Source organism: Robertmurraya beringensis (genome assembly GCF_042433785.1).
GTDB lineage: Bacteria > Bacillota > Bacilli > Bacillales > Cytobacillaceae > Robertmurraya_A > Robertmurraya_A beringensis.
This window is the reverse complement of record NZ_JBHLUU010000022.1, coordinates 181,890-206,285: the sequence shown is the minus strand read 5'-3', so window position 1 is coordinate 206,285 and position 24,396 is coordinate 181,890. Positions and strand designations below refer to the sequence as shown.

At 36.8% G+C, this 24,396-nt stretch carries 28 protein-coding genes; 10 read left to right on the top strand and 18 right to left on the bottom strand.

Annotated features, from left to right (window positions below):
- From ACFFHF_RS08080 to ACFFHF_RS08070, 3 genes are all read right to left on the bottom strand, one after another.
- The coding region (locus ACFFHF_RS08080) for a TRAP transporter permease (RefSeq protein WP_377057856.1) at positions 1-1,942 on the bottom strand (1,942 nt) is incomplete at its 3' end.
- Entirely contained in the window at positions 1,932-2,519 is a 588-nt protein-coding gene (locus ACFFHF_RS08075; RefSeq protein WP_377057855.1) for a DUF1850 domain-containing protein, read from the bottom strand. The genes ACFFHF_RS08075 and ACFFHF_RS08080, both read right to left, overlap by 11 nt.
- A gap of 57 nt (positions 2,520-2,576) precedes the next feature.
- Positions 2,577-3,578 (bottom strand): TAXI family TRAP transporter solute-binding subunit, encoded by a 1,002-nt coding sequence (locus ACFFHF_RS08070; protein ID WP_377057854.1) that lies wholly within the window; start codon positions 3,576-3,578, stop codon positions 2,577-2,579.
- Positions 3,579-3,829: 251 nt separating this feature from the next.
- On the opposite strand from ACFFHF_RS08070, the gene ACFFHF_RS08065 reads away from it, so the two are divergent.
- The 3 genes from ACFFHF_RS08065 (at position 3,830) to ACFFHF_RS08055 (ending at position 5,615) form a co-directional block, all read left to right on the top strand.
- Positions 3,830-4,558 carry an alpha/beta hydrolase gene (locus ACFFHF_RS08065; protein WP_377057853.1) on the top strand — a complete coding sequence of 243 codons (729 nt, stop codon included), beginning with the start codon at positions 3,830-3,832 and terminating at the stop codon, positions 4,556-4,558.
- A gap of 115 nt (positions 4,559-4,673) precedes the next feature.
- Complete coding sequence (locus ACFFHF_RS08060) at positions 4,674-5,186, top strand: 2'-5' RNA ligase family protein (protein ID WP_160546369.1); 513 nt, start codon at positions 4,674-4,676, stop codon at positions 5,184-5,186.
- A 6-nt stretch (positions 5,187-5,192) separates the two neighbouring features.
- A complete protein-coding gene (locus ACFFHF_RS08055; RefSeq protein ID WP_377057852.1) occupies positions 5,193-5,615 on the top strand; it encodes a GNAT family N-acetyltransferase in 423 nt (140 codons plus the stop codon).
- Between the two features lie 26 nt (positions 5,616-5,641).
- On the opposite strand, the gene ACFFHF_RS08050 is transcribed toward ACFFHF_RS08055, so the two are convergent.
- On the bottom strand, positions 5,642-5,914 hold the full coding sequence (locus tag ACFFHF_RS08050) for a hypothetical protein (protein ID WP_377057851.1): 273 nt from the start codon (positions 5,912-5,914) through the stop codon (positions 5,642-5,644).
- Between the two features lie 129 nt (positions 5,915-6,043).
- Between ACFFHF_RS08050 and ACFFHF_RS08045 the strand changes: the two genes are divergently transcribed.
- A complete protein-coding gene (locus tag ACFFHF_RS08045) occupies positions 6,044-8,332 on the top strand; it encodes a UvrD-helicase domain-containing protein (RefSeq protein ID WP_377057850.1) in 2,289 nt (762 codons plus the stop codon).
- A 54-nt stretch (positions 8,333-8,386) separates the two neighbouring features.
- Here ACFFHF_RS08045 and spoVIF read toward each other — a convergent pair whose 3' ends face one another.
- From spoVIF to mgtE, 9 genes are all read right to left on the bottom strand, one after another.
- A complete protein-coding gene (gene spoVIF, locus ACFFHF_RS08040) occupies positions 8,387-8,641 on the bottom strand; it encodes a sporulation-specific transcription regulator SpoVIF (RefSeq protein WP_119707282.1) in 255 nt (84 codons plus the stop codon).
- A gap of 132 nt (positions 8,642-8,773) precedes the next feature.
- Positions 8,774-8,896, bottom strand: a complete 123-nt coding sequence (locus ACFFHF_RS08035) for a YjcZ family sporulation protein (RefSeq protein WP_340902922.1) — start codon at positions 8,894-8,896, stop codon at positions 8,774-8,776.
- A gap of 88 nt (positions 8,897-8,984) precedes the next feature.
- Complete coding sequence (gene spoVAE, locus ACFFHF_RS08030; RefSeq protein ID WP_119707280.1) at positions 8,985-9,341, bottom strand: stage V sporulation protein AE; 357 nt, start codon at positions 9,339-9,341, stop codon at positions 8,985-8,987.
- Between the two features lie 15 nt (positions 9,342-9,356).
- Positions 9,357-10,376, bottom strand: a complete 1,020-nt coding sequence (gene spoVAD, locus ACFFHF_RS08025) for a stage V sporulation protein AD (RefSeq protein WP_340902921.1) — start codon at positions 10,374-10,376, stop codon at positions 9,357-9,359.
- Entirely contained in the window at positions 10,376-10,849 is a 474-nt protein-coding gene (gene spoVAC / locus ACFFHF_RS08020) for a stage V sporulation protein AC (RefSeq protein WP_340902919.1), read from the bottom strand. The genes spoVAD and spoVAC overlap by 1 nt, the downstream gene beginning before the upstream one ends.
- 16 nt (positions 10,850-10,865) lie before the next feature.
- Positions 10,866-11,339, bottom strand: a complete 474-nt coding sequence (locus ACFFHF_RS08015; protein WP_340902918.1) for a sporulation protein — start codon at positions 11,337-11,339, stop codon at positions 10,866-10,868.
- Between the two features lie 150 nt (positions 11,340-11,489).
- Positions 11,490-12,266, bottom strand: coding sequence for an enoyl-ACP reductase FabI (fabI, locus tag ACFFHF_RS08010; RefSeq protein ID WP_160546374.1), 777 nt, complete (start codon positions 12,264-12,266; stop codon positions 11,490-11,492).
- Between the two features lie 124 nt (positions 12,267-12,390).
- Entirely contained in the window at positions 12,391-14,244 is a 1,854-nt protein-coding gene (locus ACFFHF_RS08005; RefSeq protein ID WP_160546375.1) for a cation:proton antiporter domain-containing protein, read from the bottom strand.
- Positions 14,245-14,255: 11 nt separating this feature from the next.
- Positions 14,256-15,632: a magnesium transporter gene (gene mgtE / locus ACFFHF_RS08000; RefSeq protein ID WP_340902913.1), complete on the bottom strand. Its 1,377-nt coding sequence runs from the start codon at positions 15,630-15,632 to the stop codon at positions 14,256-14,258.
- Between the two features lie 146 nt (positions 15,633-15,778).
- Between mgtE and prpE the strand changes: the two genes are divergently transcribed.
- Positions 15,779-16,516, top strand: a complete 738-nt coding sequence (gene prpE, locus ACFFHF_RS07995; protein ID WP_160546377.1) for a bis(5'-nucleosyl)-tetraphosphatase PrpE — start codon at positions 15,779-15,781, stop codon at positions 16,514-16,516.
- A gap of 10 nt (positions 16,517-16,526) precedes the next feature.
- On the opposite strand, the gene ACFFHF_RS07990 is transcribed toward prpE, so the two are convergent.
- Genes ACFFHF_RS07990 through ACFFHF_RS07975 form a run of 4 tightly spaced genes read right to left on the bottom strand, consistent with a single transcriptional unit; the run spans position 16,527 to position 19,309 of the window.
- Positions 16,527-17,414, bottom strand: coding sequence for an RluA family pseudouridine synthase (locus ACFFHF_RS07990; protein WP_160546378.1), 888 nt, complete (start codon positions 17,412-17,414; stop codon positions 16,527-16,529).
- A gap of 17 nt (positions 17,415-17,431) precedes the next feature.
- The gene (locus tag ACFFHF_RS07985) at positions 17,432-18,229 is read right to left on the bottom strand and encodes an NAD kinase (protein ID WP_119710511.1); all 798 of its coding nucleotides are present in this window, start codon (positions 18,227-18,229) and stop codon (positions 17,432-17,434) included.
- Between the two features lie 24 nt (positions 18,230-18,253).
- On the bottom strand, positions 18,254-18,892 hold the full coding sequence (yjbM, locus tag ACFFHF_RS07980) for a GTP diphosphokinase (RefSeq protein ID WP_066054880.1): 639 nt from the start codon (positions 18,890-18,892) through the stop codon (positions 18,254-18,256).
- A 42-nt stretch (positions 18,893-18,934) separates the two neighbouring features.
- The gene (locus ACFFHF_RS07975; RefSeq protein ID WP_160546379.1) at positions 18,935-19,309 is read right to left on the bottom strand and encodes a UPF0738 family protein; all 375 of its coding nucleotides are present in this window, start codon (positions 19,307-19,309) and stop codon (positions 18,935-18,937) included.
- Positions 19,310-19,444: 135 nt separating this feature from the next.
- Between ACFFHF_RS07975 and ACFFHF_RS07970 the strand changes: the two genes are divergently transcribed.
- The 5 genes from ACFFHF_RS07970 to ACFFHF_RS07950 all read left to right on the top strand — a co-directional run bounded on the left by ACFFHF_RS07970 (position 19,445) and on the right by ACFFHF_RS07950 (position 22,533).
- Positions 19,445-20,026: a CYTH domain-containing protein gene (locus ACFFHF_RS07970; protein ID WP_160546380.1), complete on the top strand. Its 582-nt coding sequence runs from the start codon at positions 19,445-19,447 to the stop codon at positions 20,024-20,026.
- Between the two features lie 8 nt (positions 20,027-20,034).
- Positions 20,035-20,652: a lytic transglycosylase domain-containing protein gene (locus ACFFHF_RS07965; RefSeq protein WP_160546381.1), complete on the top strand. Its 618-nt coding sequence runs from the start codon at positions 20,035-20,037 to the stop codon at positions 20,650-20,652.
- 151 nt (positions 20,653-20,803) lie between these two features.
- Positions 20,804-21,211, top strand: coding sequence for a globin domain-containing protein (locus ACFFHF_RS07960; RefSeq protein ID WP_160546382.1), 408 nt, complete (start codon positions 20,804-20,806; stop codon positions 21,209-21,211).
- Complete coding sequence (locus ACFFHF_RS07955; protein ID WP_340902896.1) at positions 21,208-22,080, top strand: ClpXP adapter SpxH family protein; 873 nt, start codon at positions 21,208-21,210, stop codon at positions 22,078-22,080. Before ACFFHF_RS07960 ends, ACFFHF_RS07955 begins: the two co-directional genes overlap by 4 nt.
- Before the next feature lie 276 nt (positions 22,081-22,356).
- Positions 22,357-22,533, top strand: coding sequence for a hypothetical protein (locus ACFFHF_RS07950; protein ID WP_340902894.1), 177 nt, complete (start codon positions 22,357-22,359; stop codon positions 22,531-22,533).
- 35 nt (positions 22,534-22,568) lie between these two features.
- Here the strand turns inward: ACFFHF_RS07950 and pepF are convergent, their stop codons facing one another.
- The gene (gene pepF, locus ACFFHF_RS07945) at positions 22,569-24,386 is read right to left on the bottom strand and encodes an oligoendopeptidase F (RefSeq protein WP_160546383.1); all 1,818 of its coding nucleotides are present in this window, start codon (positions 24,384-24,386) and stop codon (positions 22,569-22,571) included.
- Positions 24,387-24,396: the final 10 nt, after the last annotated feature.

Here is a 24,396-nt window from a genome sequence, read left to right as displayed (position 1 = left end):
TAACAGTTGATGGCTCAGGTCGTTTTAAGAATACTTGAAGTGCAACTAATACGGCAAATGTTACCAAGCCAATGATATCAGTAATTCCTTCTGGATAGATAAGAAGAATTCCACCTACAATACCAAGAATTCGTTCCCACCAGAATAGTTTTCTCATCCAATACCCGATGACACCTGCACCTATCGCCATCATCCCTGCAAGTGCCGAGAAGATGACCCAAATAAGGTACGTCCATGTTGTATCAATCATTAACAACTCTGGAGATAAAACAAACATATATGGAATGATAAATGCTGCAATGGCCAACTTCGCAGATTGGACACCAGTACGAATTGGCTCACCACCAGAAACACCCGCTGCCGCAAATGCAGCTAAAGCAACTGGAGGTGTAATGTCAGCAATGATTCCGAAATAAAATACAAATAAATGTGCCGACAAATCAGGTACGCCAAGCAATATGATTGCTGGTGCTGCAATCGTAGAGGTAATAACATAGTTAGCAGTTGTCGGTGACCCCATCCCTAACACAATCGCTGCGAGCATGGTTAACATTAATGTTGGAATTAACGCTCCACCTGCAAGATCTAATAATCCATTAGCAAGCTTTAAACCAAGTCCTGTCTTTGTAACAACCCCCACAATGATACCAGCAGCCGCCGTAGCCGCTGCTACTCCTAGCGCCGTTCTCGCACCATCAACAAGCGCTTCAATAATCCCTCTAATACCTATACGTGTCTCTTTATTAATTGCTCCTACAATAATTGCTACAAGAATGGAAAATAGTGCAGCTCTTGTTACTGTCATACCAGATGTCATTAACACGATAACAGCAATAATCGGCGTTAATAAATAGAACTTTTTAAGCACCTCTTTACGGTTAGGCATTTCCTCATCTTTTAAGCCTCTTAATCCAAGTCTCTTGGCTTCAAAGTGAGTCATAATCCATATTCCAGCAAAATATAGCAAAGCTGGAATGGCTGCAGCTTTTGCGATCTCCCAGTACGTAATTCCACCTATGAATTCAACCATTAAGAATGCAGCCGCTCCCATAATTGGTGGCATTAATTGTCCACCTGTTGACGCAGCTGCCTCTACTGCACCAGCAAAATCCTTTTTATAACCAAGTTTTTTCATCATAGGAATTGTAAATGAACCAGACGTAACAACGTTAGCAACGGAGCTACCACTAATGGTCCCCTGTAAAGCACTTGAAAAAATAGCCACTTTCGCAGGCCCACCAACTCTTTTACCAGCAATGGATACTGCTAAGTCATTGAAATACTGGCCAACACCTGTTTTTACAAGGAAGGCACCAAAGAGTAAAAATAAGAAGATATACGTTGAAGAAACGCCTAATGGTGTACCAAGGATTCCTTCTGTTGTATAAAACATCGTTTGTACAAGGCGCTCAAGTGATAACCCTCTATGCGCTAAGAAGCTAGGCATATATGGCCCGTATACAGCATATGCAAGAAAAAGACCTGCAATAATTGTAATCGGTAGCCCTACTGCCCTTCTTGTTGCTTCAAGCACAAGAATAATGGCAAGAAGACCAATATAAAAGTCCATATCAGTCAACATACCAACTCGTAATACTAACTCATCGATCATGAGAGGCCAATAGGCACCCACCGCAACTGAAGCTATCGCAAGTATTACATCATACCAAGCAACTTTATGTTTTTTCCCTTTTGTTTTTCTAGCAGGAAAAAGTATAAATATAAGAGCTAGCGCAAATCCCAAATGAATAGAACGCTGTAATTGGGCTGTTAGAATACCAAATATACCTGTATAAAGTTGAAATAATGAAAATGATAATAATCCGAGAAATACAATCCACCCAAAAATTCCTGTTAGCTTTCTCGAACCAGCTTCCGGATCGTATTTTTCTAAAAGTTCTTCTTGCTGTTCTTGTGACAGAGTTTCGAATTTATCCGCCAATAAGATTCACTCCTTTCCATTGTTGATAAAGGTTCATCTTAATTACCTTTATTCTTACCAAAGTACCTGGTTCTACGTATTTATTTAAAGGGTACTCTTTGTTTCTATATATTATTGTATGATTGGCACGAACCTTTCCTGTTCTTAAATCAAAGTATGGAAAAATTCGATTCATATTTTTTATATAATATTTCCCATTCTTCTGCTCGAAAACCTCACCATTCGAGGCATTTTCCGGCATCCCTATGGAAAAGTCAGAATATTCGAGTTCAAACTGCTTAATTTCTCCATTGCTATTAACTTGGTAACTCTCAATAACGTCTGATAGATGAATCGAATGTGTATATTTTATTTTAAATTCTGGATGGTCTCCAAGTGGAATATACACAAGAACCTCACCAGAGTTTTCTAACTGAAAAGTTAATGCTTTTTTATATGGAATGATTGATAGACAAATGATGAGTAACATACTGAGGAATAAACTTAGAAAGGATTTGCTTTTAATCACTTTCCCCATGGTAACACGTCCATTTTCTAGTACATTTTTATCTCTAAAAGCGAAAAATTGACCGACCATAATAACCCTTAATTGGTTATAAAAGCCGGCCGGTCTCATTTTCACCAAACTACTTTATTATTCAGCTTTAATACCTTTTTCATCGTAATACTTCTGTGCACCTGGATGGATGTCAATTCCTACACCATTTACAGCATTTTCAGCTGAGATCAATTTTCCTTTAGCATGTGTCACTTTATCAAGGTTTTCAAAGATAGCCTTTGTAACATCATATACAACTTCTTCAGAAAGGTCTGATTTTACGACTAACATTGCTTGAACAGCAACAGTTGCTACTTTATCAGTAAGTCCGTACGTCCCAGCTGGAACCTCATCTTCAACATAGTATGGATATGCTTCTAATAACTCTGCGATTTTTTCAGCAGCGATAGGTACAATGACAATCTCTTCAGTAGCAGATAAAGCTTCTACCGCTCCTGTCGGTGTGCCTGCAGTTACGAATGCCGCATCAATCGTTCCGTCTTGAATACCTGCTGTTGATTCGTCAAATGACAAGTCTTGTTTTTCAATATCGTCAAATGATAAACCGTGAACCTCTAAAATTTGTTCCGCGTTAGCTGCTGTACCTGAACCAGGTGCACCTACAGAAACCTTTTTACCCTTTAAATCTTCTACAGAAGTAATTCCTGATTTAGCAGTAGTAACAATTTGAATGGTTTCAGGGTATAATGTTCCAATTGCTTGAACATTATCAACTGCATTTCCTTCAAACATTAATTTTCCGTCTTTTGCGTATGAAGCGATATCAGTTTGTGAAAAGGCAATTTCTGCATCACCAGCTTTAAGTGTGGTCATGTTTTCAGCAGAAGCACCTGATGTTTCAGCGTTTGTTTCAATACCAGTTGCATCCGAGATGATCGAAGCAAATGATCCACCTAGCGGGTAGTATGTACCACCAGTTCCACCTGTTACGATACTAATGAACTTTGGTTTTTCAGCACCTGAATCACCGCTATCCTCAGCACCATTTCCCTCGTCATTGTTTGCTCCACAAGCAGCAAGCACAAGTGACAGTACCAACATCAGAACGGTTGAGAGCAGAAAACGTTTCTTTTTCATTGGAATTCCCCCTTTTATATTTTTCCAGTTTTTCGTAATAATTTTATCATAACTCTTCATCAGTTTGTCAAACAATTTGGTACAACTAGCATATCACCTACAATTTTTCTATCTTTCACTTTTATATACATATTTATTTATGTATTTCTATACAGGATTTATACACTAAGTAAAATAAATTTATTTCCATACAATATTTATGATAGAATTTTTAGTAGTACCTTTATATTCCAGTAAAGGGGAAATGCTCAGTGAATACCCTAAAAGGAACAATTCAAGACTTGTTGGTTTATAGTTACGAACTTAAAGAAGAAATAAACCTTTTGGTATATAAGCCAGCCAATTATTCACCTTTATATAAGTACCATCTCCTTGTTACAGCTGATGGGAAGGATTATTTCCAATTAGGTAGACTAGCCAGGCTTTGTGATGAACTTCTTTCCGAAAAAGAAATAGAAAATATTATTGTAGTTGGAGTTCCATATCTCACAATTGAAGACCGCTGGGAAAAATATCATCCAAAAGGTAAAAAACATGAAGCATACATCCGCTTTTTGGCTCATGAGCTTATCCCATTTTTGGATCAAGAGTTTCCAACCTTTCAAATGGGGATGGGACGGGCATTAATGGGTGATTCCCTAGGAGCTACTATTTCCCTACTCGCTGCTATAAAATATCCAAACACATTTGGAAAGGTCATACTTCAATCTCCATACATAAACAGCAACGTTTTGGAAAAAGTGGTCAATAAAAACACAACTAGTCTTCTCTCTATTTACCATAGCATTGGACAAAATGAGACAGCCGTAAAAATGACAAACGATAAAGTGTATGATTTTCTAACACCTAACCGAGAACTGAACAAATACTTAAAAAATCATTCTCTTTCCTATGCTTATCATGAATTTGATGGAGATCATACATGGACATATTGGCAAGGAGACTTGAAGTCGTCCTTAAAAGCGATGTTTGGCTCATAATTCAAAGGGTATTGCGGACCTTGTATGGGTATAATTATATAAATGATTTTGAAAATTTGTTATAATATTTAATATTCAACGCTTCTATATTACATAGCTTATCGGAGGTCATATAATGAAATTTGGAATTGTTATTTTCCCTGGAAAAACACTTCAAGATTTAGCTAACTCTTACAGAAAGCGCTATGATCCTCATTACTCACTCATTCCACCGCATATCACGTTAAAAGCGCCGTTTGAAGCTAACGAGGATGAGGCAAAAACATTAGCTAATAAGCTTGAAGATATCTCAAAAAGATTTTCTCCTTTACATATTCACATACCGAAATTTAGTTCTTTTCATCCTGTAAACAATGTTATTTATTTTAAAGTAGAACCTTCAACTGAGATGACAGATCTTCATGAGGCGATTGATGCCCTTGGGTATGGAGAGGCTACAGAATATTCCTTTGTTCCTCATATAACGTTAGGACAAAGATTATCTGATGATGAGCATTCGGATGTTTTCGGATCATTAAAAATGCAGAAGATGAATCACGATGAATACGTAGATCGTTTCCATCTTTTATATCAATTAGAAAATGGCTCATGGACTGTTTTTGAAACGTTTAGGCTTGGAAAGGAATAGATATTAGTGAATGTAGACATCGTTACAACAAAAGAACAGCAACAGGATGCCTTTAAAGTTCGAAGACTCGTATTTGTGGAAGAACAACAAGTACCGGAGGAAGAAGAGATTGATCAGTACGACGATAAATGCACTCACTTCGTACTTTATGATCAGGAAACACCTATTGGTGCTGGTCGCTTTCGAGATTTAGATGGCATTGGAAAAGTGGAAAGAATTTGTGTATTATCTAGTGCTAGAGGCACCGGTGCTGGGAAACTAATAATGGATAAAATTGAACAATATGCCAAACAAAATGATTATGCTGCATTAAAATTAAATGCTCAAACACAAGCCATTCCATTTTACAGCAAATTAGGATATGAAATCATATCTGAAGAGTTTATGGATGCTGGCATTCCACATCGAACAATGAAAAAATATATATAAAAAAATGCCTCATTAGAGGCATTTTTTTATACGCTTATATCAAGGTACTTTCCTTTTCCTGTAATTTCATATATATGAGCTAACGCCTCATTAGTAGGTCTTAGTACTTTTCTTTCTTCTCTTTGAAGCAATTTCTTAGAAAAAGAAGATTGCTGGTGCTGATTACCCTCTGAAGTTCCACTTTTTATCGGAGTAACTCTATTTACCGATTCATATTTATATGGATCTCTGGATGCTATTAAGTTTCTCTCTAAATACTGGTTCGATTGAAAATTAACTACTGGAATAATATAGCCCATCTTCTTCACCTCTTTCATAAACTCCTCAAACTTTTGGAAAATAAATCTTTTATTTTTTCTTCTTTATGTAGGAGTAATTGTTTTGTTATGATAGAGTTCGATTGAGTTTTTGATTTTAAGGGGTTAATTATGAAAATTGCTATGAAAAATAATGAAACAGTTAATTTAAACATTATGGATAGAGAGAATTATCAATTTGTATATGATGAAGCTAAAAAAGGAAAACTTCATTGTCCCACTTGTAAAGAACAGGTCCGTCTTTATTTAGGAATACAAGAGGAGCCCTATTTTTATCATATGCTCCAGAAGCAATCTGAATGCAAAGGTTTAGATATCGAATCCGCTGAAATGAGTATTGAACCTATCGAATATGTTGAACGAAATGGCTTCAGAATACCAGTTACTCGTATGATTGTTTCTCCATCCAAACAATATACGTTTCAGCCATCAATACATGTAAAAGCTTCTCCCTCCTTTCAACCAACCGTTCGGCAAGAATCAAACATAACCTCACACTATATAAAACGATTATTTAACAGCGGTTTCCAACTTGATGATCAACAAATAAAGGCAGTCACAACGGTAAACGGCTCTGTCCTAGTTGTTGCTGGTGCTGGTAGTGGTAAGACAAGAGTGTTAACTACAAGAGCGGCATATATGCTTCATGAGTTAAAAATAGATCCAAAATCAATTATGCTTGTGACGTTCACAGCGAAAGCAGCCACAGAAATGAAAGAAAGGCTTAACCAATATCCTCTCCTTTCACCTACAGACATTAATAGGCTTTTAACTGGTACATTTCATAGTATTTTTTATAGAATACTAGCTTACCATGAGCCAGAAAGATGGCATCCATCTAAATTAATAAAAAAGGATTGGCAAAAGGATCAAATCCTTAAAGAAGGTGGAAAAACAATTTCTCTTGATGAGAAGGAGTTTGCATACGATTTAGCTCTTCAACAAATTGGATATTGGAAAAATACGTTTCTACTTCCACAGGATATACAAACAGCTAGTCGTTGGGAGGAGCAAGTATTACATTTATACAAACATTATGAACAAGAAAAGGAAAAGAAGAATCTATTCGATTTTGATGATATGCTTATCGGATGTTATAAATATCTTACCGATCATCAAGATGTTTTAGAGATGTACCAAAATCGCTTTCAATATTTTTTAATTGATGAGTTTCAAGATATTAACAAAGTTCAATATGAGCTGATTAAATTGCTATCCCGTAAAACAGCAAACTTATTTGCCGTTGGAGATGATGATCAGTCTATTTATGCATTTCGAGGTAGTGACCCTAATTACCTTCTATCTTTCGAAAAAGATTTTCCAAATAGTAAAATGATTATCCTAAATGAAAATTACCGTTCCTCACATGAGATTATTTCAACTGCCAACCGGATCATTGAAAAAAATACAACTCGTAGAAAAAAAACCATGCAAGCTCAATATCAACATTCTGTTTCACCCTTGTTGTTTTATCCTTTTGATGAAGAAGAGGAAGCAACCATGATTGTTCAGGATATAAACGAAAAACTACAAAACGGGTATGCTCCAAATGATATCGCTATTTTATACCGTACGAATACCGGGAGCCGAGCAGTTTTTGAAAGACTAGCGACAACTAGCTTTCCTTTTAGGATCGATCTGGATTCCGAAAACTTTTATGAACGTTATTTAGTAAAATCCATGTTGTCCTTTCTACGTCTCATTATTAATGAAGATGACCAGCAGGCAATCAGTCAGATTCTCCCGGTTCTCTTTATTAGACAAGCTGTTATGAGTGATTTAAAAGCGAACAGTATTTTGAATGATTGCTCCATGCTTGAATGCTTATCCAATATTACAACCGGTCATGCCTTTCAGGAAAGAAAGCTAAAGAAGCTATTACCTTCTATTAGAAGCTTGAAAGGAAGCAAGCCACTAGACTGCATTGAATTCATTGAAAAGGAAGTAGGCTTTGGTGATTATTTAAAAAAGCGTGGGAGTGAAGGAAATAGTCTTGAAAAAGGTTCTGACGATATTCGCGATTTGAAGGTTGCAGCAAAAAATTTTCAAACAATTATCGACTTCCTAGACCATACGAAGCATATGAGTGCTATGAATAAAGAAATAAAACAACTTAGTAAACAACTTGAACAGGCAATTACGCTTAGCACTATTCATCGAGCAAAGGGGTTAGAATACCGAGTCGTGTATATTCTTGATGTTGTTGACGGAGGAATTCCTCACGATTACGCACTAGACTCCTTGAGGAATGGTGAGTCGGCACCAATTGAAGAAGAACGTCGTCTACTATATGTAGCTATCACTCGCGCTAAAGAAGAATGCTATATAGCGATACCTCATAAAAGAAGAGGCAAAAATGCTAAGACCTCTAGATTTTTGGCTCCCATCCTTCCAAAATAACAGAGAAAAAGAAGAGAGAAGCTTCCCAATTTTTGGAGGCTTCTCTTTTTTTTTTTATTTCTTATTAATCATTTTAGATAACGTATTAAAATCAAGTTGTTTTCCATCAGCAACAATAGAAGAAACAATTTTATCTTCCATTTCCTTTGTGACTGGTTTGTTTGCAATTTGAGATACACGTTTGATTACATTGCGAACTGTTTTTTCATCTTTAAAGTTTGCATTTTGTAATGAACCAGCCAGTTCAAGAATGTCTTTCATATTAACGCCAGTTTTCTTTTCAACATTTTTGAAAAATTGATTATCCATTCTTAAAACCACGCCTCCTTTTTAAGCTACTCTCATCTTATGAAGAAAACATAAAAAGGGTGATTTTAAGACAGGAAAAAGACCGTTTCTTTGTACAGAAACGATCTTTCTTCCTACACTTCTTTTTGGAGATTAGTTGTAAAAGCTAGCTCCAACAATAATTAACAAGATGAATAATACAACGATTAATACGAAAGTTGATCCGTATCCACCAACGTTGCCACCATAGCCGTAACCGCAATAGCCGTAACCCATATCAAGTCACCTCACTTTTCCTTGACTTACTATAACGTATGTAAGTGACCTGAAAACGTGTAGGCTTTGTCCTATATCAAAAAAAGTTTTAGCCTTTTGGCTTAAATATTAGAGCACCGATAAATGCAAAAACGATTGCTGCTGAAATACCCGAGCTTGTAATTTCAAACATGCCAGTTAATACCCCGATAATTCCATGCTGTTCAGCCTCTTGAAGGGCACCATGAACAAGTGTATTACCAAAATTTGTAATAGGTACAGTTACTCCAGCACCTGCAAAATCGGCTAATGGTTCGTATAATCCAAACCCATCTAATACCGCTCCAATAACAACAAGTGTACTTAATGTATGTGCAGGGGTAAGCCGTGCTACATCAAACATAAGCTGTCCAATTACACAAATGGCACCTCCAACAACAAATGCCCAAAAAAACATAGCCAGCATTTTTTCTTCCCTCCCTTATTCGTTCATTTCAATAGAAACAGCATGGGCAATACACGGAATGGTTTCATTTTGCTGAACAGTAAGCGGCGATAGAAGTGCTCCTGTTGCAACAACTAAAATTCGCTTGTATGTCCCCTTTTTCATTTCATTTAACAGATGTCCATATAATACCGTTGCTGAACAGCCTGCCCCGCTTCCTCCGGATTGAACAGGTTGATCTTCATGGTAAATTAACATGCCACAATCCTTAAATTGCTCTTTTTTTATTGGCAAGCCTTCCTTTTGCAATAATCCAAATGTGGTTTCATGTCCAATTTTTCCAAGATCACCTGTTACGATTAAGTCGTAATATGAAGGATCAATTTCCAAATCCTTAAAATGAGCTAAGATCGTATCAGCTGCAGCAGGAGACATGGCTCCTCCCATATTAAAAGGATCTGTTAAACCAAGATCAATGACTTTTCCAATGGTAGCTGATGTTGTAACCGGCTTCCCACTTTCATTCCCCTGATTTGCTTTGACCAGTGCCACACCCGAACCTGTTACGGTCCATTGAGCAGTAGGCGGCTTTTGTCCGCCGTACTCAGTTGGGTAACGAAATTGCTTCTCCACAGCCGCATTATGGCTCGTTGCACCTGTCAGAATATAATTTCCTCCCCCATAATTTACAAAAAAAGAGGCAAGTGCTAGTCCCTCCATCGATGTTGAACAAGCACCAAATATACCAAGATACGGTAGTTTTAACTGTCTGGCAGCAATGCTAGTTGGAGTAATCTGATTAATAAGGTCTCCAGCAATCATGAACTGTACATCCTCTACCGTCACACCCTCTTTTTCAAACGCTGTATTCGTTGCAACTTCGAGTAAGTGACGGTGGGCTTTCTCATAGGAATCTTCTCCCATCCATAAATCATCAAACAGAACATCAAAATCACCTGATAATCTGCTATTGGCTTCGAATGGACCACCAGTCACACCTGTAGCAGTAATAACGGGGCGATTATTAAATACCCATGATTGTTTTCCTTTCAGCATTATATTGCCCCCAGTTTGATTAATATCGTTTTAATTAACGCAACCACAAACGCTGAAAAAACCCCAAATAAAACAACTGAACCAGCTAGTTTAAATAAATTCCCACCAACACCGAGAACAAACCCCTCTGTTCTATGTTCAATTGCAGCAGAAATGACGGCATTCCCAAAACCCGTTACAGGTACTGCACTACCTGCCCCTGCAAATTGGCCTAACCGATCGTAAACCCCGAAGCCTGTTAAAAGCATGGAAATAAACACCATCGTTGCTACAGTTGGATTACCTGCTGTTTGCTCTGTAAAGCTGAAAAAATAAATATAAAAATAGGTGATAGCTTGACCAATCATACAGATGAATCCTCCAACTAAAAAAGCCTTTAAACAATTCTTAAAGAGCGGTCTTTTTGTTTCAAAATTTTTCTCAAATTGCTTATATTGTTCTACCTCTTTTGATTCTGGCTTTTTATTCCCCACCTTTGCATGCTCCCTTCTATGTTAGTTCTTTTTTCAACTTGATAATTTCTTCTAGCTTTTTCTTTGCATCCTTTTCGGAAAAATCAGGATCTTTCATTTTATCGTTTAACTCAACGGCTTCTAAAAATATTTTATAATCACTAGAGACAATGAAATTTTCCTTCGGGTACTTTTCTTCAAGCATTTTATTAATTTCCCCTTCAATTTTGACCATATGAAAACGTTGCATATGCTTCACTTTATAAGCAACTAATATTTCCTCCTCACCTTTAATAACAGCAACATCATAAAGTTCATCAAATTTAGCGACATCCTTTTTTATGGAGGCCACTAGTTTATGATCTTTCTCTGTTTTCTCATCAAGAATGATGGGGTCAGGATCACTTTTTTGAATTAAGGACATCCCACTGTGCTGTGTAGCGTCAGTATTACAAGAAGTAAGCAAGGCGGTTAATGCAGTTATTAAGGTGAGAGTGAGTGATTTTTTCATATATTTCCATCCTTTTATTCTTATTCTTGTATTTATGTTTTCAAAAAAATGAAGATTTTATGTTGGTATCTATTTGTATATTTATTCCATATAAGACTGCGTTAATGATCAACAAAAGATCCTGCTTCTAAAAGAAGCAGGATCTTTTTATTATCTAGATAGTAAGTGGTAGCCAGAATCTACATGTAGATTCTCACCTGTCATTCCTCGTGACAGGTCACTAAATAAGAATAATGCAGTATCCCCTACCTCTTCCTGTGTTGTTGCATGTCTTAGAGGAGAGTTCTCTTCAATTTCCTTAAGAATCAAATTAAAATCACTGATTCCCTTAGCTGATAACGTTCTAATCGGACCAGCTGAGATAGAGTTTACTCGGATATTGTTTGGTCCTAAATCATTGGCTAGGTATCTTACACTTGCTTCTAGAGACGCTTTAGCCACACCCATTACATTATAATTTTTAATTACACGTTCTCCACCTAGATAAGTTAGCGTGACAATGCTTCCGCCTTCTGTCATTAACTCCCTAGCTTCTTTCGCAACAGCCGTTAAGGAATAAGAACTAATGTTATGAGCAAGTAGGAATCCATCTCTAGTTGTATTCATGTACTCCCCTTGCAGTTCTTCCTTATTCGCAAACGCGATACAGTGAGCAATACCATGAACGGTTCCGACTTGTTCTTTTATTGAAGAGAAGCATTTTGCAATATCCTCATCAGAAGTAACATCACACGGAATAAGAAGAGATTGTTGTCCTTCTAGAGTTTCAACCAATTTACGAACTTCGTTTTCAAACCTTTCCCCAGCATAGGTGAAGATTAAGTTCGCTCCCGCATCATGTAAAGAGCGGGCAATCCCCCATGCGATACTACGCTTATTAGCAACGCCCATAACCACTATATTTTTTCCTTTTAAAGAAAGGTTCATTATGTATATCCTCCTAAATAAGAATCTGTTATTAGTACCTAGTACTAATATTACATGATTTTTTTCAAAAAGAAAAGTCTTAATGATAAAGGCAGCCTGCTGGGAGCTTCCAGCAGACCTAATTTTACATAAGGAATTCTAACTCTCTCCTCAACTCTTCCACATACTCTTTAGAACCAGTTACAATTAAACGGTCATGTAAATGAAGCTCCGTATCTCCGTGAGGAACGATGTTTTCTTTTCCACGGAAAATCCGTACAAAAATGACGTCTCCCGTAAACGGGAACTTTCTTAGTGTCATTCCTTCATATTGTACGTTCATTAACTGGATTTCATATAAGGCAGTTTCCTGATTTGTAAGGATATTCAATACACTCGGAGTTTCAATTAATGCGCGTAACAATGCCTTTGTGGAAAGGAAGATAGAGAATACCTCAACGTCTTGTGCTTTTAATTCCTCCTCTAAATCTTGTGTTTCAATTCTAGCAATTACCCTTTCTACTCCTTTTTCTTTGCATGCTAATGCTAAATGAGCATTGATCTCATCACTACCCGTTGAAACAACGATAATATCAGCATGAAGCACATTTTCCTTTTCGAGTGTTTCAAGCTCAAAATCTGGTATTTCCACAATGTTAAACAGTGAGTCCGCAATTTTATATGTCGCTTTTTCTTGCTTTGTATGATAAATAGTTGGTTCATAAAGACTAGATTCTAGCTGTCTAGAGACTGGCATGGTTAATTGATTGGCTCCAATGAAGGCAATTTTTAATTTTTTCACTTGAACCGATTCCTTTGGTAACAGCTTTTTAAACACAATCGGTGTAAATATACATGTTAAAACTGCTACTAAAATAAGCATTCCACTCATTTCATTCGTAATAACGCCCATTCTCTCCCCAATGGTGGCAGCTGCTATCACTAGAGAAAGGGTTGACGTTAAAATAAACCCTGATGCCATAACGGTTTTGAAATCATACCATTTCTTTAAGACCAGAGCAGGAATAATTTTTGATAATAATAAAGCAATTAACAAAAGAGGGACAAGTATGATAAGCTTCGGATCACTAAATAACTCCCAAATATTTAGACCAACACCTACCATTACAAAGAATATCGGAATTAAAAACCCGTAGCCAAAGGAATCAAGCTTATGAACTAATTCTTGGTTCGGAGATAATAATGACACGAGTACACCTGCTAAAAACGCTCCAAGAATATTCTCTGCTCCAACCGTTTCAGAAAGTCCAACAAGTACAATTATGAGAGTAAATACCCCTCTTGTACCAATTTGAATAGTTCCTGTGGATAGTGCTTCTAGAATTTTATTGTTTTTAAATCTTTTTGCAACAAAGAATAAACCAACTCCTACAGCAAAAAGAACGAGTAATAACCATGTATTGCTATCTCCACCTCCATATAAGGAAACGAAAACTGCAAGCAAAATCATTGTAACTAAATCAGCAATTACGGCCACAAGGAGGATAATTTGACCAATATTGGTCTTCATTAAATTTCCTTCCTTTAATGTTGGAACCACAACCCCTAAAGAAATCGTTGAAATAATTAACGTCATTAAAAACGCATTCTCAATAAATCCTGCTAGTACAAATAGATAAGATAAAACCAATGACACAATAAAGATACCTATGAAAACAATGGATGCAGCAACAAAAGTATTCGGTTCCTTGTTACCAATTGCTTTCTGTCCTTTATTCCCATTTTTCTTAAAAGCAGTAAAATCAATTTCTAGACCACTTAGGAACATTAAAAATATAAATCCAAGAGTCGACAATGTTTCTAGCCACATGTCTTCATGTACAATGTCAAAACCGCTTTTCCCAATGATAAGACCGACGATGATTTCAGCAACTACCACTGGAATAAAATTTAATTTAAATCGATGCAAAAGAATGGGTGTTAAGAATGCAACAACAACTACTATTAATAGTGATGTAACAGAAGCACCATGTTCCATTTATTTTCCCCCTAACCTATCAAATATCCCATAAATATAGTAGCCATACCTAAATAAATGAGAAGACTAATAATATCATTAACTGTTGTAATAAATGGGCCTGAAGCAACAGCAGGGTCTACCTTGAGCCTATGCATAATTAGCGGAACTAATGCCCCTGCTAGTGTGGCAACGATTAATGTTAGTAGGATGGAAATCCCTACGAGCATTCCCAAGAAGATATCTCCTTTCCATAGGTATACAATAATCATTACTAACATTCCGCAAGTAGTTCCTGTTATCAGACCTGTTCCTGCTTCCCTTACAACTAGCTTTGATTTCTCCTCTTTTTCTAAATCACCAGTAGCAAGTCCTCTAACAGCGACAGCCAAGGCCTGAGTCCCAGTATTTCCCGCCATCCCTGCAATCAAAGGAATAAACACTGCCAAAATAGCTACTTGGTCTAACGTTTGTTCGAATCTCCCCATTAAGTTTGCAGTAATCATTCCTAAAAACAAAAGAATTATTAACCACGGCAGTCTTTTTCTCGCAGCGGAGAGTGGACCTCTGTCAAAACTATCGATTCCCGAGACAGCCGCTAACTTTGAATAATCATCAGATGCTTCCTCTTCCATAACATCCATCACATCATCTACAGTGATAATTCCGAGAAGATGATTTTGAAAGTCAACAACCGGTAATGCTAAGAAATTATAATCTTTCATTTTTCTTGCAACTTCCTCTTGATCCTCTCCAACCCCAACAGAGTAGACACGTTCATTCATAATCTCTTCTACCATCTGATCATCATCACTGACAATTAAATCCCTTAGTGAGATAACACCAACTAACCGCTTTTCATCGTCTACTACAAATAGATAGTAGATGGTCTCAGCGGTGGGTGCCTCCCTTTTTAAAATATACATCGCTGAACGTATAGTTTGATTTGCAGCAATCGAGATAAACTCTGTAGTCATAATACTACCTGCTGTATACTCTTCATAGTGCAATAACTCTTTAATCTCTTGGGCTGCTTCATTATCCATAATGGCAAGATAACTTGCAACTTGATCTTTGCTCAGTTCATTAAGAACATCTACAGCATCATCAGCATGCATATTAGCAAGCATTTCGGCTGCATAAGTCGGTGTCATTTGCGAGAGAACTTCTTTGTAATCTTCATCTTCGATTTCTATATTTTCGAAAATCCCAGCCATCTCTTCTGGTGACAAATAATGATAGACCTTTGTTTGGATTTCCTTATCCAAATCCTTAAAAAATGAAGCTTGATCATATGGATGTAATTCTAAAAATTCTTCACGAAATTTCCCTATATCTTCATTTTGTAAAGATTCGAATAATAAATTAAAATCAATATGCTGTTTTCTCTCTATATTTTTTTCAGCCATTTGTTCTCCTCCTTCCCGCTATACACTCATCTTTGTCATTTACCTTTCCCTAAATCAAACATGAAAAAACACTCGGTGTTTAATCATAATCTGATCAAACTTATGAGAAAATAATTTGTGATGGGAAAGGAGAGTATAGGTGAATAATGAAATTAGATATCATTGGTGACATTCATGGATGCTATGAGGAATTCAAGCAATTAACAAACAAATTAGGATATGAGTGGATTGACGATTGTCCCTTACATTCAGAACGTAAGCTGGCATTTGTTGGAGATATAACAGATCGCGGCCCACAATCCCTAAAGATGGTTGAACTTGTTTATTCCATCGTTATGGAACAAAAAAATGGATATTACGTTCCGGGTAACCATTGTAACAAACTTTATCGATTTTTTCTCGGTAGGAACGTTCAAGTGACTCATGGGCTTGAGACAACTGTTGCAGAATACGAGGATTTAGCAAAAAAAGAAAAAACCAACATTCGTGAGAAATTCATTCGTCTTTATGAGACCTCTCCTCTTTATCACGTGTTAGATGATAAAAAGCTAGTCATTGCCCACGCTGGAATAAAAGAGGATTTGATTGGGAAGCAAGGTGAAAAAGTAAAAACTTTCGTTTTATACGGTGATATTACTGGAAAAACAAACCCTGATGGCACACCAGTTAGACGAGATTGGGCAAAAACATATCATGGGCCAGCAACGATCGTCTACGGTCACACCCCCGTTAAGGATCCAAGAATCGTAAATAATACGTATAATATTGATACAGGAGCTGTGTTCGGAGGGAACCTAACTGCCCTTCGGTATCCAGAGATGGAACTTATTTCTGTCCCTTCTTCTATGCCTTTTGTTCAGGAAAAATTCAGGCTTTTTGAATAACCCAAAAACGTTATTCAAAAAGCCTTGTCATATCTTCTGGTAACGGAGAGGAAAACATCATTTCTTTTTTATAAAAAGGATGAAAAAAGGTAATCTCTCTGCAGTGTAATGCTTGCCGCTGGATAAGTTCTCGTAATCCGCCATATAAATCATCACCCAAAAGAGGATGTCCGATATGTTTCATATGTACTCTTATTTGATGAGTTCTACCTGTTTCAAGTCGTAGCTCTATATGAGTAAATAACGGATAGGTATGTTTAACATTATAGTGGGTACAAGCATATTGGCCATCATCCGTAACTTCTCTTTCAATAATGCTATCCTTTTTTCTTCCAATCGGTTCACTAATCGTTCCTTTTTTTGTTGGAAAAGTTCCGTGAACGAAGGCCTCATAAGTCCGGTGCACTGCCCCACTCTTTTGCTGTTTGCTTAACAGGTGGTGAATATGCCTGTGTTTTGCAATCAATACAATTCCAGAAGTATCACGATCAAGTCGTGTAACAATATGAGCTGTTGACTGAAGATTAATCGAATCATAGTAGCCAACCAACGCATTAGCAACACTGCCTCTAGGATGTTCCCTTGAAGGGATGGTATTCATCGCGGCGGGCTTATCAATTACTAATACATATGGATCTTCATATAGAATCGATAACGGGATCTTCTCTTCTACAATCCCCTCACTATGTTTTTCAGGTGGATAATATACTTCAAGAAGATCTCCATGCTTTAACCCATATCTAACCGTCATTTCCTCTCCATTTACCAAAATACGACCACCATTGAATTTGATATCGGTTAGTGCTGTTTTTGATACGTTATTTTCTTTTAAATAATCCCGTATTAACATTCCTTCATCAATTACATCAATAACCCATTGAAGTTTAAATTGTGACATGAACGATCTCCTTCTTGTTAGTTATCCGCTACGAAGGAATCTCTTACTCTCTTCCAGAATGGGAAAGGTCGGAAACGAGCAAATCGTATTTTTTCATCTGCAACACGAAACTGAATAGATTTTACATCTTTATGAAGAAGAGTTAAATGGTCAATGGTTAATTGAAAATCCGGTCCATTTACCGGTTTTAGCATACATGTATGGTGTGCCGGTAAAACAAGTGGGGACCCGATGGTTCGGAACACACGGTTATTAATTGATGCCATCTCTGCTAATTGTATCGCAGGTAATGATGGATGAAGAATCGCTCCACCTAACGCCTTATTATAAGCGGTGCTTCCAGAAGGTGTGGACAAACAAAGTCCATCACCACGAAAACGTTCAAACTGCTGACCACGTATTTCTACATCCATCACTAATGTACCTTCCACACTCTTGACTGTGGATTCATTTAACGCCAGATATCTTGTTTCCCTTCCACCATGTTGGTAACGAACAATTACCTCTAATAATGGATACTCAATGACTTGATAGGGTGTTTTAGCAATCGCAATGACCAGTTTCTCTATTTCCTCTGGGATCCAATCGGCATAAAATCCTAGATGTCCCGTGTGAACTCCAACAAAGGCTGTTCGATCTAAGCGGCTACTATAACGATGGAACGCATATAGTAGCGTTCCATCTCCTCCAACTGAAATCACAATATCTGGTTGATCCTCATCGTATATAAGTTCAAAATCCTGCAAATACGTTCTCATTTTATGCATGAGAGTGTTAGATTTTGAGTCTCCTTTTGACGTAATCGCAAATTTCATGACCATGTTCGCTCTCTTCTATAATTAATTATTTCCCTCTTGATGCAGCTCTTTTTTCCTTGAAAAGAATGCTTGTGCATCTTGGATTTCTCCACGTATAAGGGACATTTCTTCATCAAGTCGAAAAGCAGCTTCTGCTGCCCTTTGTAGTCTTACTCTAATATCCTCAGGAAACTGCCCACGATATTTATAATTTAAGGAATGCTCAATCGTTGCCCAAAAATTCATTGCGAGTGTCCGTATTTGGATCTCTACAAGTATCTTTTTCTCCCCTTGAATCGTTTGGACAGGATATCGTACAACCACATGGTAAGAACGATACCCACTTGCTTTCTTATGAGAAATATAATCTCTTTCCTCAACAATCTCAAAGTCATTTCGAAGACGAAGAAGTTCCACAACCCTTTTTATGTCATCGACAAATTGACACATCATACGAAGGCCTGCAATATCCTGCATTTCTGTCTCTAACTTATCCAAGGGAATTGATTTTTGATTGGCTTTATCTAAAATACTTGCGATTGGCTTTACTCTTCCAGTAACAAATTCAATAGGTGAATGAGAGGACTTCATTTCGAATTGCCGTCTCATTCCTTTGAGTTTTACCTTTAGTTCTTCCACTGCTTGATTGTAGGGGGCCAAGAATTTTTCCCAATGCTTCATAAGTCACCTCATCCGGAACATTTTTTATATTGGTGGGTGATATTAGTTACAAAAACACTCTTCTACTTTTGTAACCATTTCCTCTCCATAGTTGCTATTTCCCTTTATATTGTCAATTAAGTACAATAATTCTTCCTTCAGGTTTGGTAACACCATGGTTTCTTCGCCATTAGAAAGTTTATATTCGCAATTATTCACCAATCCGTCTTTTAAGATTGGCCATGTTTTGAGAGTTAGCTCAAGATACATAAAGCTGTCATCTTTTTCAACAATGTATACAAAAGCTAATTCATTTGAATCAACAAGTACTTGACCAGTTGCCGTTAGCTCTTTTATCGAAAAATCATCGTTTACTATTAATATCACTTCATTTTTTTCAGTTTTGATTGCTTTTTCCACATAAATTTTTTCTCTCATTTTCCATACCTCCACACTCCCCCTATTTTATCATAAGTGGCTGAATTATCCACTTCTCAGGTAATCACATATTGAAATTGAACAAGTAAAAAACGATAATAAAACATAGCATGCGTGGAGAAAGGAAGAACAATCTTGAGCCAACATATTGAAATTGAGTTTAAAAACATGCTTACGAAAAAAGAATACCTTCATTTGATAACCGAATTTTCCATAAATGAAACTATGATTGATACGCAAATTAATCATTATTTTGACACAGAGAAGTTTCAATTAAAAGAATTGGCTAGCGCCTTACGAATCCGTGAAAAGGAAGGAAAATTTGAGCTTACATTAAAGCAGCCAGCAAAGGTGGGACTTCTTGAAACAAATCAAGAGTTATCAAAGGAAATAGCCTTCGCTATGTTACAAGGTGTAGATCTCCCCAACGGAATCGTAAGGGAACAATTAGAAAAGATCGGTTTTCCTATCAATAAGCTTCAATATTTTGGTTCTTTAACGACGAAACGGTGTGAGTTACAATATAAAGGTGGTTTATTAGTTCTAGATCATAGTTTATATTTATTAAAAGAAGATTATGAGCTAGAATACGAGGTCGAGGATCCGCTAAAGGGTGAAATAGCTTTTAGACAACTCCTCCAAACCTTTCATATTCCCATTCGTGCTACTGAAAATAAAATTAAACGTTTTTACAATCAAAAATATTCACTTCATTGAGGTGTCACATGAATATAGATAAACTTAAAATTATGCTTCAACTACAGGCATTACAAAATTTCAATTCTACATCTAATTCTTCACCAGGAAATATATTTCAAGACCTGATGAATGAGATGCTGTTAGAGGAAGACCATGCCATGTCCCAGTTAAGTGGACAAACGAGTGTTTCTACTCCTGTCACTTTTTTAAATCAAACACCTGCTTTACCACCTATTCATATGACGAAAATTGCTAATACCAGCAGTGCAACTGAATTTGATTCAATCATTCAAGAGGCGGCAGCCAAATACAACTTACCAGTAAATTTAATTAAATCAGTAATAAAACAAGAATCAAACTTCAACCCCAATGCGGTTAGTGGTGCAGGAGCTTCAGGTTTAATGCAACTTATGCCGGCTACCGCAAAAGGACTTGGAATGACTAATGTATTCGATCCAAGGGACAATATATTCGGTGGCAGCAAATACCTGAGACAAATGTTAGATAAATATAATGGCAATACAACATTAGCTTTAGCAGCATACAATGCAGGTCCTGGAAATGTGGACAAGTATGGAGGTATTCCTCCATTTAAAGAAACTCAAAATTATGTTAGAAAGGTTACGAGTCACCTGCTAGCATAAAAACGTCTGTTACGAAACAGACGTTTTTTTTTGCGTAAAAGCCAACAGGAAATAACCTCCTAATGCACATTGTTTGTGATATATTCTCCGCACTGATAAAATAGTACTATCAATCGGCAAGAAAAAAGATTTATTTAAAGGAGTTTTTTATATGGTCGAAAACATGCTTACACCTTTTGATATGATCGGTGAAGAAACATTGCATCGACTAGTTGATGCCTTTTATCATCGAGTTGGGCAACATCCAGATCTTACTCCCATATTTCCGAATGATTTAACGGAAACAGCGAGAAAACAAAAGCAGTTTTTGACACAGTATCTAGGTGGACCTACTCTATACACAAATGAGCATGGGCACCCGATGATGCGAGCTCGACATTTACCGTTTGAAATAACGGAAACTAGAGCTAAAGCATGGCTCGGATGTATGAGGGAAGCTATGGATGAGGTTGGTCTATCCGGTCCTATCCGAGATGAATTTTATGCGAGACTCGTACTGACCGCTCAGCATATGATAAATACAGATGAAAATGCAAAAATGAAAGGTGAGAGAACGTGAGGAATCGAGAAACATCGCGGGCGACTCCCTCCTACAATTGCCATGGAAATGAGAAGAAGCCGCTTGAAATTTATATGTTTATTGATCCTCTATGTCCAGAGTGCTGGGCACTTGAGCCAATCATAAAGAAGCTACAAATTGAATACGGTCGTTTCTTTTCAATTAAATATATATTAAGCGGTCGCCTTGCATCATTAAATATGAGCAAAAAGCAAAAATACGAAAATATAGCAGACTTATGGGAAAAAACTGCAAGTCGAACAGGCATGTCATGTGATGGAAGTCTTTGGTTTGACAATCCTATATCATCTCCTCATTTAGCCTCTATCGCTATTAAAGCGGCTGAATTGCAAGGAAGAAAAGCCGGAATTCGCTTTCTAAGAAAACTACAGGAGGGTATTTTTCTAGAAAAACAAAACATCTCTAGCTTTGAGGTGTTAAAGGAAATGGCTAGTTGCACCGGGTTAGATGTGGATGAATTTGTTCTTGATATTCATTCAGATTCAGCTGGCAAAGCATTTCAATGTGACTTAAAAATCACCTCTGAAATGGAAGTGGACGAAATTCCAACCTTGGTTTTCTTTAATGAGAATATTGAAGAAGAAGGAATTAAAATTACCGGATATTATCCATATGAGGTTTATGAGCAAATACTTGAAGAAATGTTACCGGTGAAACCTGAGAAAAGCACCCCTCCTACGTTAGAGAGCTTTCTCAAATGCTTTAGACTCGTAGCAACAAAAGAAATCTCAGTTGTTTATAATATGTCAATTAATGAAGCAGAAAGAGAAATGAAAAAGCTTCAATTAAAACAAATGGTTGAACAAGTTCCAGCTAAATATGGTATGTTTTGGCGCTATATTGAATAGCGCTAAAACTATGTAAAAAAGAAAAGGCCATACAAACCTGTCTGTTTGTAAATGGCCTTTTCTCTATTTAAATACGAACAAAGGGGATGGGAGAAATTTTTCACGGTCAAACAAAGGGGTATAAGTTTGCTTGTGATCAACTTCACATCAATAATATATCACGAATATGATTATTCGACAATAATTTTGCTCGCTATTTCACAATATTGTCATAATCTACGAATGATTACTGGGACAAACGAATATATCTATAAAGAAAGAAAGGGAGGGATTATTGTGGCACGAACCATCGGCTTATGGCTGATTGTTTTATTTATTATTATTTCTTTTATACTAAATCTTTTTGGTTTATTAAAAATTTTCCCTCTGATCATTACTGCTCCCCTATTATTCCTTTCTCTATTGTCCCTTGTTCTCTTCTTAAATGAGCGAAAACGATTTAAGGGTTTATAAAGGTCCCTCCCGATTGGTCGGAAGGGACTTCGTCTTTATGATAATAATGCTTCCATTTCATTTAACTTTTCTTCAAATACCTTGCATGCTTCCTCAATTGGCTTCGAACTCGTCATGTCAACTCCAGCCTTTTTCAGAACTTCAATCGGATAATCCGAACTACCTGACTTTAAGAAGTCAAGATAACGATCAACGGCAGGTTGACCTTCTGTTAAAATCTGATTGGACAATGCTGTTGCAGCACTGTACCCAGTTGCATATTGATATACGTAGTAATTGTAATAAAAATGTGGAATTCGAGACCATTCTAAGCCAATCTCTTCATCAATTTCGATATCTTCTTCACCAAAATACTTTTTATTCAGTTCATAGTACTCTTTTGTTAGTAGATCTGCTGTTAATGCTTCATTTTCTTGTGCCTTTTTGTGAATTAAATGCTCATATTCAGCGAACATCGTTTGGCGGAACACGGTCCCTCTAAATCCTTCTAAAAAGTGGTTAAGTAAGTACAGACGTTTCTGTTCATCATCAATCGTCTTTAATAAATAATCATTCAGTAGCGCTTCGTTACATGTAGACGCAACTTCTGCTACGAAAATGGAGTAACTGCCGTATGCATATGGCTGTTCTTTTCTAGTGTAATAGCTGTGTACTGAATGTCCAAACTCATGAGCAAGAGTAAACAAGTTATTTACATTATCCTGCCAATTCATAAGGATATAAGGATTCGTTCCATATGCCCCTGAAGAATAGGCTCCACTTCTTTTCCCTTTATTTTCGTGAATGTCTACCCAACGGTTTGAAAACCCTTCTTTTAACACATTTAGATAATCCTCACCAAGCGGTGCCAAACCTTTAAGAATCAGATCTTTCGCTTCTTCATAAGGGATTTCCATCTTTACATCCTTTACAAGAGGCGTATATAGATCATAAATATGAATTTTATCAAGTTTCAATACCTTTTTCCGAAGTTTCACATAGCGGTGAAGCAAATGTAAGTTTTTATTAACCGTATTAACTAAGTTTTCATACACGGATTCTGGAATATTATCAGCCGCTAAAGCTGCATGCCTTGCTGAACTATATTTGCGTACTCTTGCATTAAAGTTATCTTTCTTCACTTGACCACTTAAAGTACTCGCAAAAGTATTTTTAAATTTTCCATACGTATCATAAACCGCTTGGAAGGCATCCTTTCTTACCCTTTGGTCTGCACTTTCGAGGAAACGAATATAGCGACCATGAGTTACGTCTACTTCATTTCCATTTTCATCTTTAATACTTGGAAATTGAATATCTGCATTATTTAGCATTCCAAATGTATTACTTGAAGCACTCATCACTTCTGATGCTTCTGCAAGAAGGGCCTCCTGTTCAGCAGACAATACATGTGGCCTTTGCAAATTTAACTCATCTAGAGAATGCTCATAAAGCTTTAATTCTTCTTTTTCATTTAGAAATTTTTTTACTTTTTCTTCGTCGATAGACAATATTTCTGGAACAATATAGGCAAGTGTACTTGCTGCCTGAGTGTAGAGATTTTTAATACGGTCATCTAAGCCTTGATAAAAGGAATTGGTGGTATCCTGATCATATCGCATATGAGCATATGTATACAGTTTACCGATCCTTTCTAGCAACTGATCTTGCGCTTGTAAAGCTTTAAATAGAGAATCCGCACTTTCCCCAAGCTTTCCTTGATAGCTCGACATAGAAGGAATTAACTGTTTAACCTCTTGAAACTCGCTTTCCCATTGTTGATCGGTTTGGAAAATATCCTCAAGTTTCCATGTGTCTTCCAATGGAATTTCACTTCTAGTGGGAAGTTTCTTTACTGCTGTCTCATTTGCCATTGTATATTCC